Source organism: Paraflavitalea soli, assembly GCF_003555545.1.
Classification (GTDB): Bacteria; Bacteroidota; Bacteroidia; order Chitinophagales; family Chitinophagaceae; genus Paraflavitalea; species Paraflavitalea soli.
The window spans coordinates 2,020,512-2,036,698 of record NZ_CP032157.1 but is presented as its reverse complement, the minus strand read 5'-3'; the positions used below and the strand labels follow the sequence as shown (position 1 = coordinate 2,036,698).

At 47.6% G+C, this 16,187-nt stretch carries 12 protein-coding genes; 8 read left to right on the top strand and 4 right to left on the bottom strand.

Features of this window, described 5'->3' with window-relative positions; genetic code table 11:
* Positions 1 to 60 precede the first annotated feature (60 nt).
* Entirely contained in the window at positions 61 to 1,173 is a 1,113-nt protein-coding gene (locus D3H65_RS07480) for a pyruvate dehydrogenase complex E1 component subunit beta (RefSeq protein ID WP_317127756.1), read from the top strand.
* A 200-nt stretch (positions 1,174 to 1,373) separates the two neighbouring features.
* A complete protein-coding gene (locus tag D3H65_RS07475) occupies positions 1,374 to 2,702 on the top strand; it encodes an alpha-L-fucosidase (RefSeq protein ID WP_119049663.1) in 1,329 nt (442 codons plus the stop codon).
* 379 nt (positions 2,703 to 3,081) lie between these two features.
* On the opposite strand, the gene D3H65_RS07470 is transcribed toward D3H65_RS07475, so the two are convergent.
* Positions 3,082 to 3,873: a DUF4846 domain-containing protein gene (locus D3H65_RS07470; protein WP_119049662.1), complete on the bottom strand. Its 792-nt coding sequence runs from the start codon at positions 3,871 to 3,873 to the stop codon at positions 3,082 to 3,084.
* A 67-nt stretch (positions 3,874 to 3,940) separates the two neighbouring features.
* Here D3H65_RS07470 and D3H65_RS07465 point away from each other — a divergent pair, with 67 nt between their 5' ends.
* Both D3H65_RS07465 and D3H65_RS07460 read left to right on the top strand, forming a co-directional pair.
* Entirely contained in the window at positions 3,941 to 5,104 is a 1,164-nt protein-coding gene (locus D3H65_RS07465; RefSeq protein ID WP_119049661.1) for a sigma-54-dependent transcriptional regulator, read from the top strand.
* A gap of 171 nt (positions 5,105 to 5,275) precedes the next feature.
* Positions 5,276 to 6,532, top strand: a complete 1,257-nt coding sequence (locus D3H65_RS07460; RefSeq protein ID WP_119049660.1) for an IS4 family transposase — start codon at positions 5,276 to 5,278, stop codon at positions 6,530 to 6,532.
* 82 nt (positions 6,533 to 6,614) lie between these two features.
* Here D3H65_RS07460 and D3H65_RS07455 read toward each other — a convergent pair whose 3' ends face one another.
* Entirely contained in the window at positions 6,615 to 7,640 is a 1,026-nt protein-coding gene (locus tag D3H65_RS07455; RefSeq protein ID WP_162915471.1) for a glycosyltransferase family protein, read from the bottom strand.
* A gap of 186 nt (positions 7,641 to 7,826) precedes the next feature.
* Between D3H65_RS07455 and D3H65_RS07450 the strand changes: the two genes are divergently transcribed.
* Entirely contained in the window at positions 7,827 to 8,780 is a 954-nt protein-coding gene (locus D3H65_RS07450) for an FkbM family methyltransferase (protein WP_119049658.1), read from the top strand.
* A 64-nt stretch (positions 8,781 to 8,844) separates the two neighbouring features.
* On the opposite strand, the gene D3H65_RS07445 is transcribed toward D3H65_RS07450, so the two are convergent.
* Together D3H65_RS07445 and D3H65_RS07440 are read right to left on the bottom strand one after the other, a co-directional pair.
* Positions 8,845 to 9,357 (bottom strand): hypothetical protein, encoded by a 513-nt coding sequence (locus D3H65_RS07445; protein WP_119049657.1) that lies wholly within the window; start codon positions 9,355 to 9,357, stop codon positions 8,845 to 8,847.
* A complete protein-coding gene (locus D3H65_RS07440) occupies positions 9,347 to 10,726 on the bottom strand; it encodes an oligosaccharide flippase family protein (RefSeq protein ID WP_119049656.1) in 1,380 nt (459 codons plus the stop codon). Before D3H65_RS07440 ends, D3H65_RS07445 begins: the two co-directional genes overlap by 11 nt.
* A gap of 295 nt (positions 10,727 to 11,021) precedes the next feature.
* Here D3H65_RS07440 and D3H65_RS07435 point away from each other — a divergent pair, with 295 nt between their 5' ends.
* The 3 genes from D3H65_RS07435 to D3H65_RS07425 all read left to right on the top strand — a co-directional run bounded on the left by D3H65_RS07435 (position 11,022) and on the right by D3H65_RS07425 (position 16,164).
* Positions 11,022 to 11,933: an SAM hydrolase/SAM-dependent halogenase family protein gene (locus D3H65_RS07435; RefSeq protein WP_119049655.1), complete on the top strand. Its 912-nt coding sequence runs from the start codon at positions 11,022 to 11,024 to the stop codon at positions 11,931 to 11,933.
* A gap of 172 nt (positions 11,934 to 12,105) precedes the next feature.
* The gene (gene gyrA / locus D3H65_RS07430) at positions 12,106 to 14,748 is read left to right on the top strand and encodes a DNA gyrase subunit A (protein WP_119049654.1); all 2,643 of its coding nucleotides are present in this window, start codon (positions 12,106 to 12,108) and stop codon (positions 14,746 to 14,748) included.
* 36 nt (positions 14,749 to 14,784) lie between these two features.
* The gene (locus D3H65_RS07425) at positions 14,785 to 16,164 is read left to right on the top strand and encodes a hypothetical protein (RefSeq protein WP_119049653.1); all 1,380 of its coding nucleotides are present in this window, start codon (positions 14,785 to 14,787) and stop codon (positions 16,162 to 16,164) included.
* The last annotated feature ends 23 nt before the right edge of the window (positions 16,165 to 16,187 follow it).

Genomic DNA, 16,187 nt, shown 5'->3' with positions numbered 1-16,187 from the left:
ATTCCCATCGTTTACACAAACCTAGCACGGGGGAATGGGCGGGGGAAATCCGTTTGACGTATGGACAAAAAGCGATGGTCTGAGGACAATCCAATTTGTTTATCTGCCTCTCAACCAATAATTTTGCGTCGCCCGATGAGGACTTATTGCAGTCGGGAGTTTAGATTAATTAAACAAAAAAACCGGATGGCAAGATTAATAGCATTTCGTGAAGCGCTGCGCGAAGCGATGAGCGAAGAAATGAGAAGAGATCCTAATGTATTCCTGATGGGTGAAGAAGTAGCAGAATACAATGGCGCCTATAAGGTTAGCCAGGGTATGCTGGACGAATTTGGCCCGAAAAGGATAATTGATACCCCGATCGCTGAATTGGGTTTTACCGGTATCGCGGTAGGAGCTGCTCAGAACGGCTTGCGTCCGATCGTGGAGTTCATGACCTGGAACTTTGCTGTACTGGCCTTGGATCAAATTTTAAATACAGCTTCTAAGATGCTGGCAATGAGCGGTGGACAAATCAGTTGTCCCATCGTTTTTCGTGGTCCCAACGGCTCTGCCGGTCAATTGGGCGCCCAGCACTCCACCGCCTTTGAGAGCTATTATGCCAACATTCCCGGTATCAAAGTAATATCTCCTTCCAATCCTTACGATGCCAAAGGTTTAATGAAATCCGCCATTCGCGACAATGACCCGGTGATGTTCATGGAAAGTGAGGTGATGTACGGCGACAAGGGTGAAGTACCTGAAGGCGAATACCTGATCCCCATTGGTAAGGCCGATGTGAAAAGGCAAGGCCGCGATGTGACCATCGTTTCTTATAATAAAATGATGAAAGTAGCCCTGGGTGCTGCTGCCGAACTGGAAAAAGAAGGTATCAGCGCTGAGGTGATCGACCTGCGCACCATCCGCCCGCTCGACTGGCATACCATCGTGGAAAGCGTTAAGAAGACCAACCGCCTGGTGATTGTGGAAGAGCAGTGGCCTATGTGTTCAGTGTCTTCTGAGATTGCTTACCGCATTCAGAAGGAAGCATTTGATTACCTCGATGCACCGATCCGCCGTATCACGGCTGCCGATGCACCGCTGCACTATGCCCCCAACCTGGTAGCTGCTGCCTTACCTGATGTACCCCGCACGGTGAAACTGGTGAAGGAAGTAATGTACCTGCAGAAGTAAGATGGTGAATCGGTAATCGTCAATCGTGAATAATGCCTGACGAATAACTGGTTCCTTATAATATTTGATCCCGGAGTTTGTGCTCCGGGATTTTTTTTTTGCCCACCCACCTGTTCCCAATCCAATCGATTGCGCAAGTTTCCGGAATACGTATCCCGTTAAGGCTTTATCATTATCTTTCGTATTCCAAATAATTCACTATGATCAGACTAACCATTGCTTTCCTGTTCGTTTTCCTGTCGCTCACCGGCTTCAGCCAATCCACCTATACGCCATCTCCTCAAAACATGGACTCCCGCAAGTGGTTCGACAGTGCCCGCTTTGGCATGTTTATCCATTGGGGCGCTTCCAGCGTATTGGGTCATGGGGAGTGGGTGATGAACCAGCGGAATATCCAGGTACCTGAATACCGCCGCCTCATCAATATTTTCAATCCCATCAGTTTTGATGCAAAGACATGGGTCAGCACGGCGAAGGCTGCCGGGATGCAATACATTACGCTTATTACCCGTCACCACGATGGATTTAGTTTATGGGATACCAAACAATCCGACTGGAGCATCATGGGTACGCCCTATGGAAAGGACGTTGTAAAACAGATGGCCGATGAATGCCACCGGCAAGGTATAAAGCTGTTCTTTTACTATTCCCTGCTCGACTGGTACCGCACGGATTACCAATACGAGACTGGCCGCACGGGCAAAGGCACCGGCCGTACTGAGAAAAGTAACTGGCCCTCCTATATCAACTTCATGAAAGCCCAGCTGACAGAACTGCTCACCAATTACGGAGAAGTGGCCGGCATTTGGTTTGATGGCCATTGGGACCAGCTGGAGAATGACCACAATAAAACGGCCGTCTCGAAGGTCGACTGGAAGTATGATGAGATCTACAGCCTCATCCACCGCCTGCAACCGCAATGCCTTATCAGTAATAACCACCATCTGGCACCTATACCGGGCGAAGATTTCCAGGCTTTTGAAAAAGACCTGCCGGGTGGCAATACCACCGGTTTTGGCGGCGCTTCGGTTTCCAAACTGCCACTGGAAACCTGTGAGACCATCAATGATTCCTGGGGTTTCAACATTACCGACCGCAATTACAAATCCAACAAGGCGCTGATCCATTACCTGGTAAAGGCTGCAGGTCATAATGCTAATTTCTTACTGAATATCGGGCCTATGCCCAATGGCGTTATCCAGCCTGAGTTTACAGAACGGTTGAATGCCATGGGACAATGGCTGAAGCAATATGGCGAAACCATTTACGGTACCAAAGGAGGTGCAATAGCACCGCAGGATTGGGGAGCGGTAACGGAGAAAGGCAATACGGTGTACCTGCACTTATTGAAGGCACCGGAAGAAAAACTGTTCCTGAAATTTCCTTATAAGATAAAGTCTATTAAATCCTTTGCCGGCAAATCTCCGGTTAAATACCAGGTGCTGGCCGACAGCTATGTAGTGATAGATGTAAAAGCCATCCCCAAAGAGGAGTATGATACCGTGCTGGAGGTAGAGGTGACGAGATAAACCATGTCACCCTGAGTTTATCGAAGGGTGATCCCATTGCAGGGCTTCGACAAGCTCAGCCTGACATTAAATAATGAAAAGACAAAATGCCGGCTTATGGTCCGGCATTTTTTTGCTTGCTATACGGTCATCCGACCTATTCGATAATTTTGATTGCGGAAGAACAAAGCATTAGGAAAGCGTAAACACCGGCTAAAAGAATACCTCCTAAAAGAGTTAAACGCATAACAGTTTTGCTGACAGAGGGGTTCTGAACATTGATCTGAGCCTTCATAGGGACACTTTTTTGGGATTAAATAATAGTTTTTTCAAAGGATGATGCTGGTACTAAAGTAATAGTCTGTGTTAACTTTTGCAATAGGACTTTTACGAAGTTCTTCTACCAACGCCGTAATTGCTGTTGGGTGAAGCTCCATTCCGGTGTTTCTATAACCTGCTCATTGCCTGCTTTGTACCAGGGACCTGATGCCTCATCTATGGGATTTTTTAAGATATGAATGCTTTGAGCTGGCATGTAGCTTTGCGCCAGCAGGTAGATCTTTCCGCCTGTCTTATTGATCGCTACATCCATCACTATCACTGCATGACCGGGTGAGCCTCCCTTGATCAACACATCACCGGGCTGAATATCGCTAAATGAAGGCACCCGCTTCAGTTGCTTTTCCAGCGAAAGGGTACCGCACCAGGCATATACATTTTCCAGGTATTTCTCAAACCTGGCCTGGTCTGCACCTGCCGGACAGGCGTATTTCTTTCCGTTGTTATCAGTAAACCAGATCCGGTCAAACTGCCCCCGGCGGTAGAAGTATTCTGCCCGCAGGCGCATCACGGCATCGGCACATTGCTGCAGGTCTTTTTTGCCAATGGGTATGTCCAGCACGGCATACTGGGCGGCCTGATTGACTTTCAGATTCCCATTATAGAGATATACTTTGTTGTCGGCTTTCAGGGGCAATTGTCTAAGCCATCTGGCAAAAGAGGAGTCGCGGCCATCTATTCGGCTATAGCCCGCTGGCAGTGCGATATCCGATACCTTGTGGAGCATGGCGGGGGACGTGGCAACTGACTTTATGGCCGGCTGACCGGCAATATCCTGGCAACTGCTCAAAAACGGCAGGATAATTGACAGGAGGATAGAAAAATTAGCAGCCCTGCGGTCAATACATATCATTATTTTTGGGTTTAGTTAGCTGAGATGAACAGGATCTATTTTTCCATAGCAAAAGACTGTTAAGCATATGTCAAACATATTAATTATCGACGACGAAAAGGCTATCCGTAAAACACTGAGCGAAATCCTCTCCTATGAAGGGTACAAGATTGATGAAGCGGGTGATGGGGAAGAGGGCTTGAAGCGATTCAAGGAAAAGAGTTACGATGTGGTATTGTGTGATATCAAAATGCCCAAACTGGACGGTATTGAGTTCCTGGATAAAGCCCGGGAAGCCAATCCGGATGTACCTGTGATCATGATCTCCGGTCACGGCACCATCGAAACGGCTGTGGAGGCCGTTAAGAAGGGCGCCTATGATTATATCTCCAAACCACCCGATCTGAACCGCCTGCTTATCACTATCCGCAATGCCATGGACAAAACCAACCTGGTGGCGGAAACCAAAGTGCTGAAGCGCAAGGTGAGCAAAGTGGAGGAAATGATCGGTGAGTCGGGCCCGATCGCCCTCATCAAGGAAACCATCGATAAAGTGGCTCCTACTGATGCCCGGATATTGGTGACCGGCGAAAACGGAGTGGGTAAAGAACTGGTGGCCCGGTGGGTACATGAAAAAAGTAACCGCGTAACAGGTCCGCTGATCGAAGTAAACTGTGCAGCCATTCCCAGCGAGCTCATCGAAAGCGAACTGTTTGGTCATGAAAAAGGCTCCTTTACCTCTGCGGTAAAACAACGTATTGGTAAGTTTGAACAGGCCCATGGCGGTACTTTATTCCTCGATGAAATAGGCGATATGAGCCTGAGCGCGCAGGCCAAAGTACTGCGGGCCTTACAGGAAGGAAAGATTACCAGGGTGGGGGGAGACAAAGACATCAGTGTGGATGTACGGGTGATCGCTGCCACCAATAAAGACCTGCTGCAGGAAGTAGATGAAAAGAATTTCCGGCTCGATCTATACCACCGTTTAAGTGTGATCATTATCCACGTACCATCGCTCAATGACCGCCGGGATGATATTCCCTTATTGGTGGACAAATTCCTGGGTGATATCTGTGCCGATTATGGCATTGCCAAAAAAGCGATTGACAAGGATGCGCTTGATGCCCTGAAAGAACATAACTGGACGGGTAATATCCGCGAACTCCGCAATGTAGTGGAACGGCTGATCATCCTGTCGGGCAAAACGATCGTAAAAGAGGATGTACAGACCTATGTACTACCGAAAAAATAAGCTGTGAGCAACGAGCTAAAACCGTTTGCGTCGAAACCGATATGTGTATCGTTTTCGACAGCTCGCGGCTCGTAGCCATTAGTGTCCGGTAAAAGGTACGAGTTAGACATAAAAAAGAGGCTTTTCAGCCTCCCGTCGGTATTTTTAAGTTACCACACCAAAAAATAACCGATGAGTAAAGGTAATTTTTTTACCGGACAGCCGATCTTTAATCAGATTCTTTCTCACATATCCCGTGGACGAGTGAAGGCACTTGGCCGCTCCTGTAATGCCGATCGTTATTGTAAATCATTCGGGACCTATGAGCACCTGGTGACCATGCTGTACGCGATTTTAAATCGCTGTGATTCATTACGCGAGGTGACTACCGGCCTGTTAGCCTGGGAACAACGCATTTGTCATCTGGGTCTGAAGGCCCATCCCCGCAGAAGCACGCTTTCTGACGCCAATAAACGACGTAGTGAGAAGGTATTTGAAAAGATCTACTTCGATCTGCTGGCTCGCTATGAGCGTATTTTACCGGACAGCCGGCAGCAAAACAAGCAGGGTAACCTTTATATTTTTGATTCAACCAGCATTGCGCTGTTTCAGGAGATATTAAAGGCATCCGGTCTGTCCTGCAAGGATGGCAGACGTAAAGGAGGTATCAAAGTTCATACACTGTTGCATAGTGAGCGGGACACCCCTGTAATGATCCGTTATAGTCCTGCTGCCCAAAGCGATGTTACCTTCCTTAAAGAGGTACAGCTTGCCAAAGGATCAGTAATAGTTTTTGATAAGGGATATTGTGATTATCGGACCTACAACCGCTTTATCGGCGATGAAGTGACCTTCGTCACCCGTCTATACAGTCGTTCAGTTTACCAGGTGCTTGAGCAACGGCTGGTAAGTGTCGATCAGCAACAGTTGGGTGTTCAGGATGATCATTTGATCATGCTGGGATACACCTACTTAAAAAAGGCTGTGCAGGTCCCCGCCCGATTGATCACTTATATAGATCCCGGCACCCAAAAACAATATCAGTTCCTCACTAACAATACAGAGCTGGATCCATTGACCATTGCCAACTATTACCGCCAGCGCTGGCAAATCGAAACGTTCTTCAAGCGGATCAAGCAAAATTATCCTTTACAGTATTTTCTGGGCGATAATGCTAATGCCATTAAGATACAAATATGGTGCGTCTTGATAGCGGACCTGCTTTTAAAGGTGATCAGACAGGGCTGCAGATCTGCTATGTCATTCTCAAATATGGTTGCCCTTGTACGGATAAACCTGATGACCTACATGGACCTTAAATCCTTTCTTCGATCACCGGAGAAGTCACTTTTACGAAGGCTAAAGCACCTAAGCATAGAAAACAAAGGCCCCTGTTGTTTGACACATAGGGGGCCTGCAAATACTAAAACGTTCATTTTTGCCCTGTAAGCCCCAAATATCAGGGAAATATTTACCAGTCTGATTTTTTACCGGACAGCAATGGCTCGTAGCTGGGAGCTCGCCGCTTTTCCTATCCTTCCATAAATCCCGACATGGTTTTCTTCAGCTTTGCCCGGAAGCTCTTGGGGAAATTGGCTTTCACCCATAGCTTGATCCTTCCTTTTAGGGTTTTACGGCTCTCTGCCCTGTGATAAGCAGCATGCACCTGGGCATAATAACAGGGTTTGCCGATTGTTTTTTCATACCCTTCGGCCAACGATAGTGAACGATATTGCTCAAACAATTCCATCAACAGCGGCACATCGGCTTCCGTATACCTGTTTTGTTGGGTATCGAATAATTTATGGTTGCGGATATTGATATTACTGAAGTGGTAGATCACCAGGGGAAACTCCTTGTTCACCATCACTTTTCCGTTTTCTCTGGTGCAGGTCCTCTCATGCAGGTTCCAGTAACCGATATTGTAGCCGGGGTGTTTTACATTGGCTACCTTATCAAAGAATACCGGCGCCAGGTTGATCCATTTCTGGTCGGAGAACAGGCCGGCTTTCCAATCGAAATAGCAGTATTCGCGTAGCCTTTCCCGCCACCACTCAATAAAACGCATGGTATTTTCATTCACTTTGATGGAGATCAATCCCAGGTTATAAGTACCGGTGGAGAGGTAGGAGATCTCATTGGGGTGCTTACCATCAAAAGGCTGGGGCTTTAGCAGGTGCGGAAATATCAATATGTCCGACTCCCGGTGCAGCCGTTCTATTTCCGTCAGTTTATCAAAGATCATCATATCCGGATCGATGAAAAAGATATGTTCTGCTTCCGGGAACTTTTTGGAGAAATATTCAAGGTAAAATGGCTTCAGGGCATTTTTGATATTGATCCCATACCGCAGTACCATGTCGTCCAGCCCTTCCATGCCGATCTGATCGCAGGGCACGATGTTGAATCCTTCATAAAAAGGGTCCATGTCGGCTTCCTTTTTATCGGTAATACAGATATAATATTGATAGTCGGGATTGTGCTCCAATAGGGTTTTGCCTACCACCCTGGCAAAGGGCACCCAGCTATTGGTGCAGGTTGTAAATGCGATCTTCATAATAGTTTTCCGCTTAATACGCGGCGGAAAGATAATCGATAAATCATGATTTTTATATAGCTGCCTGGCCAACGCAACCATATTACCCATTTAATTAAAGGTTTAATTCCTTATCTTGGGCAGCCTTCCACATACCTATCGAAGAGCTTTCTCCGATTTCCTACCCTGTATTAATAATAACTTACCATGAAAAAGCTCGTTAAGTCCCTTTACCTGTTGTATTTTTTTCTCAAGTTCAAGAACTGGTCCATCGCTCATTTTCTGGCCAAAGATGGCTTCCCCCTGGATAGAATACAGGAGATATCTGTCAAGGATGGCAAAATTGTGATCAATAAGACCGGACAGGCTTTTACCATCGACCAGATCGCACCCTGCAAATCCAGCTTCGACCTGCTGCTGACCATCGTTAACCACGACCAGGTAAAGATCGATACCGCAGGTAAAGAGGTTTACATTACCTGGGACGGGGTAAGGGTGAAGGTCGATTCCTTCGAAAACTACTATGTGGCCAGCGAGCTTTTTATTGAAGGGCTGTATAGCCTGCATTACAATAAAAGCCTGGTGGTATGCGACGTAGGCATGAATGTGGGCGTGGCTTCCCTATATTTTGCCCATATGAGTAACGTACAAAAAGTGTACGGCTTTGAGCCATTCAAAGAAACGTATGATGCCGCCGTTGCCAATTTTAACCTCAATCCCGCCATCAACCATAAAATAGTACCGTATAACCTGGGCGCCGGAGGCAGTACCTCCGACCTGGTGATCCCGCTCAGCAATGTGGACAGCGCCACCAAGAGTACCACCGATTTTGTACTGCAGCACCTGGATACGGATGCCGTTAAAACCGTTACTGTACAGATCAGGGATATCCAGGAAGTTGTACAGGAAATATTCACCAATCATCCGTCTGAAGAATTGTTCCTCAAACTGGATTGTGAGGGAGCGGAATATGAGATACTGGAAAAACTGGATGGAAGTGGATTGCTGCCTAAGATCAAAGTGATCATCATCGAATGGCATTTCAAGGGGTATGAACCATTGGAAAAATTGCTTACCGCCAATGGTTTTGCCAGTGTTGTGTTCCCAAGGCCTACGCACACCATCAAGGATATGGGTATGATCTATGCATTTAAAATGTAAAAACAGGAATTAGGTGTTAGCTTTTAGGTATTAGCTAAATGCTAATGGCTAAATCCTATTACCTTTATTTATATTTTTTCAGGATCTTCCGGGCGCGGGAGTGAAAAGCGGGTGTCTCTTGCGGCCAGCGTTCTTCAATGATCAGCTTCAATTCAGGAATAATATCGGGGTAGCTGTCTGCCAGGTGTTCCAGGATGGTCAAAGAAAATGCTTTGACAGCAGCCAGTTGTTGCGGGTCGGCAATAAAATCAAAACAAATATTCATTACCTGGCCCTGGTAACGTGGAGGGATGGTTACATCCTGCAACAGGCGCACAATATTGCGGGTCACTGCATTGTGTACATCTTTTCTTTCCAGCAATTTCAATAGCTTGCCCAGGTGGGGCTGTGCCAATGCCGGGTGGGCCTGCGCACAATAACTCAAAGGCCAGCCTGCCCTTTGCTGCAACAGTTTATCGCCTTCCAGGAATATCTTCATCAGTGCATTGAACCGCGTTTTGTCGTGCCCTACATAGCGCACGATCTTGTCGGTCTGTTCTTTGGAATGCTTTTCGAGTATGGCGCTTTTAAGATCCACTGGGCTTGATCAGTTTTTTGCGGGCAAAGCCAAACAGGTCTTTATAGGCTTGGAGCATGTATTTACCAATATTCCGCACCTCCACTTTTACATACTTTTTGAGGATGGCCAGCAATACAAAAGCTGATACGATATTGAATGCCACGGTTGCATAGGCGGCGCCCATCCCTTCAAAGAAGTACAAGCCGGCATAAGTAGCGCCCAGGTTGAACAACATGAGGCAAACGCTCACATAGAAATTAGCCTGGGGTTTGCCAATGGCATCCATGGTAGAGCCAAACTGGAAACCCAGGGGCCTCACCAGGCTGAACATAATGGTCAGTTGCAGGATGGGAACAGCTTCCTGGTAGTCTGATCCGGCCAATATGTAGATGATCAATTTGGGGAACAGGAATATGAACAACGAGAGGGGCACGATCAGGGCGAGTATGGTGCCCATCATGCGTTCGAGGTAGTATTTTACTTTGCCCAGTCCATCCGTTTCGAGTGTTTCCACATTTTTGGGAAACAATACATCGGCAGCTGCGAGGGAGGGCACATCGATCATGTTGTTGATCCGGCCTACAATGTTGTAGTAGGATACGAACTTGGCGCCCATGGCGGGGCTCAGGAGTGAAGCGGTTACAAAGTGATCGAAAGTCCGGGCCAGGTTGGAAAAGAGGTTGGTGCCGAAAATGTATTTGCCGAAATGGAACATCCTGCGCATGATATGGGTATCATAATGAAAACCGCGCAGTCGATAAGGGGCGGTAGCCCTGTATAAGACCGCTGTACCTGCCAGCAAGGCCCCGATCTGCAGCAATACGAGGTTGCGCAGGGTAAGGTATTCACTGAAGACAAAGCTGAGGAGGATAACACCGGTAAAAAAGATGCCCTGGCGGATGAAGTAAGCCCAGAATATCTTCGAAAACTGGTAATGCGCCTGCAGTAATATTTCGTAATGGTTATAGGGAACGAGCAGCACGACAAACAGGGCGCTCCAGGCCAGCATATCGATCAGGTCGGGCATTTTAAAAACATGTGACAACCAGGCGCCACCAACTGTGAATAAAAGGATCGCCAGTACGGAACAACCAACATTGATGACCAGGGCAGAGGACTGCACTTCCTTTTTCTTCCCGGCGTATTCTGTTAAGCCCAGGAACTTAATGGTGGGATTGCGCAACAACCCTTGTTTGATGGTTTCAAACAAAGCCATAATGGTGAGGTACATGGCCCAAACGCCATTGGTTTCCACGCCATGTGGTTGCTTGGAGAAACCCCGCACCAATACCATGAAGGAAACGGCTCCAAAAAAGAAGAGGGAAAAACGTTGTAATAGGGTATAAAAGATCGAGTGTAACCAAAAAGAGGATTTCAACAGCTTCAAGTGAACATGCTTTGGGCGTGAAATTAATATATTAATGAATAGGTGGTTAGTGGAAACTACGCAAGATTGTTTTTTTACCCAAAAGAGTTTAGTGCCGGTTGAGGTTAGCTTAAGGTTTGCTTAAGATGGGAGGTTAAAGCGCACTTGCTAAGGGTTGGAACGCGGCCAGCTGCCGGCGGCGGCGTTTTTGGGGGTCATCTTTAGTACATTTACAATTCCCCGCTACTACCAGGTGCGGGAAAAATTGGCCGGAAATTAGCAGGTAGCCGGCATCAGCTACAAGATAGACAAGATTATGAAACTTACTCAATGGACCTTATTGCTATGCCTGGCCGGCTTTACTGCCTGCCGGCAAACCCCTCCATCCAACAAAGGGGTAGTTGTATTTCAAAGTGACTTTGGTTTGAAGGATGGTGCTGTAAGTGCCATGAAAGGGGTGGCTACGGGCGTGGACCCCGATCTGAAGCTCTATGACCTAACCCACGAAATACCGGCTTATAATATCTGGGAAGCGGCCTACAGGCTACAGCAGGCGGCGCCTTACTGGCCGGCGGGTACCGTGTTTGTTTCCGTGGTCGATCCCGGAGTAGGCACCAGCAGGAAGTCGGTGGTGGCAAAAACACGCAATGGGCAATACTTTGTAACGCCTGATAATGGTACCCTTACATTAATAGCAGAATCTATTGGTATAGATTCAGTAAGAGAGATCAATGAAGCATTAAATAGAAGAAAAAGCTCCCAGGCTTCCTACACTTTTCATGGCCGGGATGTATATGCTTATACCGGCGCCCGCCTGGCAGCCGGGGTGATCAGTTTTGAAGAGGTTGGAAAGCTGTTGCCGGACACTGTCGTGAAGATCGCCTACCAGCAACCGGTGCTGAAAGGGGATACCCTGATGGGTAGCATACCTGTATTGGACATACAGTACGGGAATGTTTGGACAAATATTAATGATTCGATTTTCAATAAGTTACAGCTATCAGCTGATAAAAAAGTAGATGTACTTATCAGCAGGGGAGGGGTGTTTTTATTCAACGGGCGGGTGCCAGTGGTCAATACTTTTGGGGCCGTTCCGGAAGGGCAGGCATTGGGGTATATGAACAGCCTGATGAACTTTTCGCTGGCGCTGAATATGCGGAGTTTTGCAGATTCCTTTCACATCAGCAGCGGACCGGAATGGAGGGTACAGATCGTGGCGGTGAAATGATCCCGAAGGCTTTCGTATTCAGGGAATTGTTATTCTCCACAATCGTGGAAAAGTGAGGTCAAAAAACACTTTTTATTAACGGGTTTTACGGGCTAAATAGGGTAGATTTGCCACCCATCACGATCTGTCATCCCGACGGACATAAAATGGATAAAATCAGCTAAATACAGCTATGGAAGAGAATCTCACACCATCAGAAACGAACGATCAGAACAGGATCGTTCCAGTGAACATTGAAGAGCAGATGAAAACGGCCTACATCGACTATTCCATGTCGGTCATTGTAGGACGTGCCTTACCCGACGTACGGGATGGATTGAAGCCGGTACACCGGCGCATCCTGTTTGCGATGAATGAAATGGGTGTTACGCACAATAAGCCGTTTAAAAAGTCTGCCCGTATCGTAGGGGACGTACTCGGTAAATACCACCCGCACGGTGATAGTTCCGTTTACGACGCCATGGTGCGTATGGCGCAGGAATGGAGCATGCGCTATACGCTGGTAGATAGTCAGGGTAACTTCGGTAGCCAGGATGGTGACGGACCGGCGGCCATGCGTTATACGGAGGTGCGTCTTGAAAAGATGGCGGAAGCCATGCTGGAAGATATCGACAAGGAAACGGTCGATTTTCAGCTCAACTTCGATGACTCCCTCAAAGAACCTACTGTATTGCCTTCCCGCATTCCCAACCTGTTGCTCAACGGGTCCAGCGGTATTGCGGTAGGTATGGCCACCAACATTATGCCGCACAACCTTTCGGAGGTGATCGACGGTTGTGTTGCCTACATTGACAAGCGCGATATTTCCATAGAAGAAATGATGGCTTATGTTAAAGCGCCCGACTTCCCAACCGGTGGTATCATCTACGGTATGGAAGGCGTGAAAGCTGGTATGGCTACCGGTCGTGGCCGGGTAGTGCTGCGTGGCCGGGTTATGCTGGATGCCAAGCCCAGTGGCCGTGAGCAGATCATTATCACGGAAGTGCCTTACCAGGTAAACCGGGATGCTTTGTGCGACCGCATTGGCCAATTGGTCAATGAGAAGATCGTGGAAGGCATTGCGCACGTCAACAACGAATCGAACGAAAAGGAAGGTACCCGCATCGTGGTAGACCTAAAAAGGGATGCCATTGCCAATGTGGTGATCAACCAACTGTACAAATACACTGAATTACAAACTTCTTACGGTATCAACAATGTGGCCCTGGTAAAAGGCCGCCCGAGGATCCTGAGTGTACGGGATATGATCTCCGAGTTTGTAGAGTTCCGTCATGAAGTGGTGATCCGCCGTACCGAGTTTGAACTGAAAGAAGCACAGAAGAAAGCACATATCCTGCAGGGTTACCTGATAGCCCTGGATCACCTCGATGAGGTGATCGCTATGATCCGTGCTTCTGCCACTCCTGAAGTAGCGAAAGAAAACCTGGTGAATGCAGGCTGGGGCCTGGATGAAATTCAAGCCAAAGCCATCCTGGAATTACGTCTCCAACGCTTAACCGGCATGGAGCGTGAGAAGATCAAGGAAGAATATGATGAACTGATGAAGCTGATCGCTTACCTGCAGGAATTGCTGGGTAATGAGGGCATGCGGTATGATGTGATCAAGACCGAACTGCTCGAGATCAAGGATAAGTATGGGGATGCCCGTAAATCAGAGATCACTTACCTCGATGATGAAGTAAGCATCAAAGACCTGATCAAGGAAGAAGATGTGGTGATCACCATCTCTCACCTGGGATATATCAAACGCACTTCTGCCAACGAATACCGTGCGCAGAAAAGAGGCGGCCGTGGCGTGATCGGTGGAAAGACAAGGGAGGAAGACTATATCGAGCACCTTTTTGTGGCTTCCACCCACCATACGATGCTGTTCTTTACTGAAAAGGGCCGCTGTTTCTGGCTCAATGTATACCAGATCCCCGAAGGCGAAAAGACCAGCAAGGGAAGGGCCATCCAGAACATGATCCAGCTGCCGCCGGATGATAAAGTGCGTGCGATCATCGACGTAAAAGACCTCGAAGACAAAGACTTTGTGAAGAGTCATAATATTGTACTTTGCACCAAGAAAGGTGTACTCAAGAAAACCGAGCTGGAAGATTTCAGCAATCCCCGTAAAACAGGCGTCAACGCCATCACGATCCAGGAAGGTGATGAACTGCTGGAAGCCAAGATGACCGATGGCAACTGCGAGATCATGCTGGCTGTGAAAAGCGGCCGCGCTATCCGTTTCCCCGAAGAAAAAGTAAGAGCTACCGGCCGCGGCGCCATTGGTGTGGGCGGTATTGAAGTAGAAGATGCGAATGATGAAGTGATTGGCATGATATGTGTCGGCAAGGAAGACAAAACGCGCACGGTGCTGGTGGTCAGCGAAAAAGGGTACGGCAAACGTACGCCGATCGATGAATACCGGATCACCAACCGCGGCGGTAAAGGTGTAAAGACCATCACTGTTACGGATAAGACCGGTCCGCTGGTAGGCATACTGGATGTGACGGAGCAGGAAGACCTGATGATCACCTGTAAAAGTGGTGTTACCATCCGGATGCCGATCAAAGGTGTGAGCGAACAGGGCCGGGCTACCCAGGGTGTGAAACTGATCCGGGTGAATGATGGGGACGAGATCGCCGCCATCACCAAACTGGATGAGGACGAAGAGGAAACTGCCGGGATCACAGCTATCGTGCCGGAAGCAGGAGAAACAACAGAAGTGCCTGCAGAAGGCCCGGCTGATGGCTCTGCGGAAGGATTAAATGGTGATGAAGAGGCAACCGGTGACGCTGAAACTGCATCTGGAGACAATACAGAGAACCCATAATAAAACCAACTATCACTTTAAACTAATAAGCAAACAATGAAAAAGGTATTGCTGACCGTATTGCTGGCCGCCACAGGTTTTGGCTTGTATGCGCAGAAACTGGACAAGGCCAAAGATCTACTCGGTAAAAAGAAACTAACTGAAGCAAAAACCGAAATAGATGGGGTATTAGCGATTGAAAAGAACCAGGCCCTTTCAGAACCCTATTACCAAAAGGCCAAGATCTACCTGGCTATCAATAAGGATTCCAGCCTGAAAGGTTCTGTGCCCGATGCAAGAGAAACTGCTTTCGCGGCCCTCAAAAAGTACCTGGAACTGGAAGGAAAGGAAAAAGATGCTGCCAAGCGATACCTGTTACTGACCTTTGATGGCAATCAGCCTCTGGTAGATGTATACAGCGGTTATTCTAAAGATGGCGCTGCTTTCTACAATGCCGGCAATTATAATGATGCCCTGACCAACTTCAAGAAGACTCTCGAAGTATTTGATGTACTGGCCGAAAGAGGTATCGTTCCTATGAAGCTGGATACGACCACTACTTTGTATGCGGGTATCTCTGCAGAGAAAGCCAGCAAACTCGATGAAGCAGCCATCTATTATTCCAAAATAGCAGAAGCCAAATGTAAGAGCGAAGGTTTTGTGGAGATCTACAAATGGTTGGCTGATCATTACCGTCAAAAGAATGATATCGCTACTGCCCAAAAGTTCTCTGCATTGGGTAAAGAAGTTTATCCCCAGGATCAGTTCTGGACTGGCTTTGACCTCGAAATGCTGAGTGATAAGGGCACAAAAGCAGACCTGTTCAAGAAATATGAAGAGGTGATCAAAGAGAATCCCGATAACCATATTTTCCTGTTCAACTATGCTGTTGAGCTGTACAAAGAAGGTTACCAGGAAGACGTGACCAAGCGTCCGGCCAATTCAAAAGAGCTGATCAGCCGTGCTGCTGAAATGATGAAACGCACGCTGGAAAAGAAACCCGATTATGCCAATGCCAATATGGTAATGGGACAGATCCTGTACAACCAGGGCGTGGATATCAATACAGAGAACAAAGCCATCCGTCCACAAGGCGGCACCAAGCTTACACCAGATCAACTGAAGAAGAAAGAAGAGCTTCGTCAGGAAGTAATCAAGAAATTTGATGAAGCCACTCCATATTTTGAGAAGGTGGATGAGTTGCTCGACAAACAGGCTAAACTGAAAATGGACGACAAGGAGATCCTGAAGAATGCGCTTGACCTGTTGATCACCATCAACGAAGAGAAGACCAGCCAGCTGGAAACCAAGCGTAATGCCGCTGAAACCAAAAAGGCTACCGCTGAAGTAAAGCAATATGAGGCTGAGATCAAGAAACTGCAGGATAAAACGACCGTTTACACGGAAAAGTTCAACAACGTAGACCGGAAGCACTAAACAAGCACCTCCCGTAACCTGAA

Bases quoted from the DNA above. Each gene is read 5' to 3' on its own strand.
- D3H65_RS07425 (WP_119049653.1), top strand. From the start codon at position 14,785: ATGAAAAAGGTATTGCTGACCGTATTGCTGGCCGCCACAGGTTTTGGC.
- D3H65_RS07460 (WP_119049660.1), top strand. From the start codon at position 5,276: ATGAGTAAAGGTAATTTTTTTACCGGACAGCCGATCTTTAATCAGATT.
- D3H65_RS07475 (WP_119049663.1), top strand. From the start codon at position 1,374: ATGATCAGACTAACCATTGCTTTCCTGTTCGTTTTCCTGTCGCTCACC.
- D3H65_RS07435 (WP_119049655.1), top strand. From the start codon at position 11,022: ATGAAACTTACTCAATGGACCTTATTGCTATGCCTGGCCGGCTTTACT.
- D3H65_RS07465 (WP_119049661.1), top strand. From the start codon at position 3,941: ATGTCAAACATATTAATTATCGACGACGAAAAGGCTATCCGTAAAACA.
- D3H65_RS07450 (WP_119049658.1), top strand. From the start codon at position 7,827: ATGAAAAAGCTCGTTAAGTCCCTTTACCTGTTGTATTTTTTTCTCAAG.
- D3H65_RS07480 (WP_317127756.1), top strand. From the start codon at position 61: ATGGACAAAAAGCGATGGTCTGAGGACAATCCAATTTGTTTATCTGCC.
- gyrA (WP_119049654.1), top strand. From the start codon at position 12,106: ATGGAAGAGAATCTCACACCATCAGAAACGAACGATCAGAACAGGATC.
- D3H65_RS07455 (WP_162915471.1), bottom strand. From the start codon at position 7,640: ATGAAGATCGCATTTACAACCTGCACCAATAGCTGGGTGCCCTTTGCC.
- D3H65_RS07470 (WP_119049662.1), bottom strand. From the start codon at position 3,873: ATGATATGTATTGACCGCAGGGCTGCTAATTTTTCTATCCTCCTGTCA.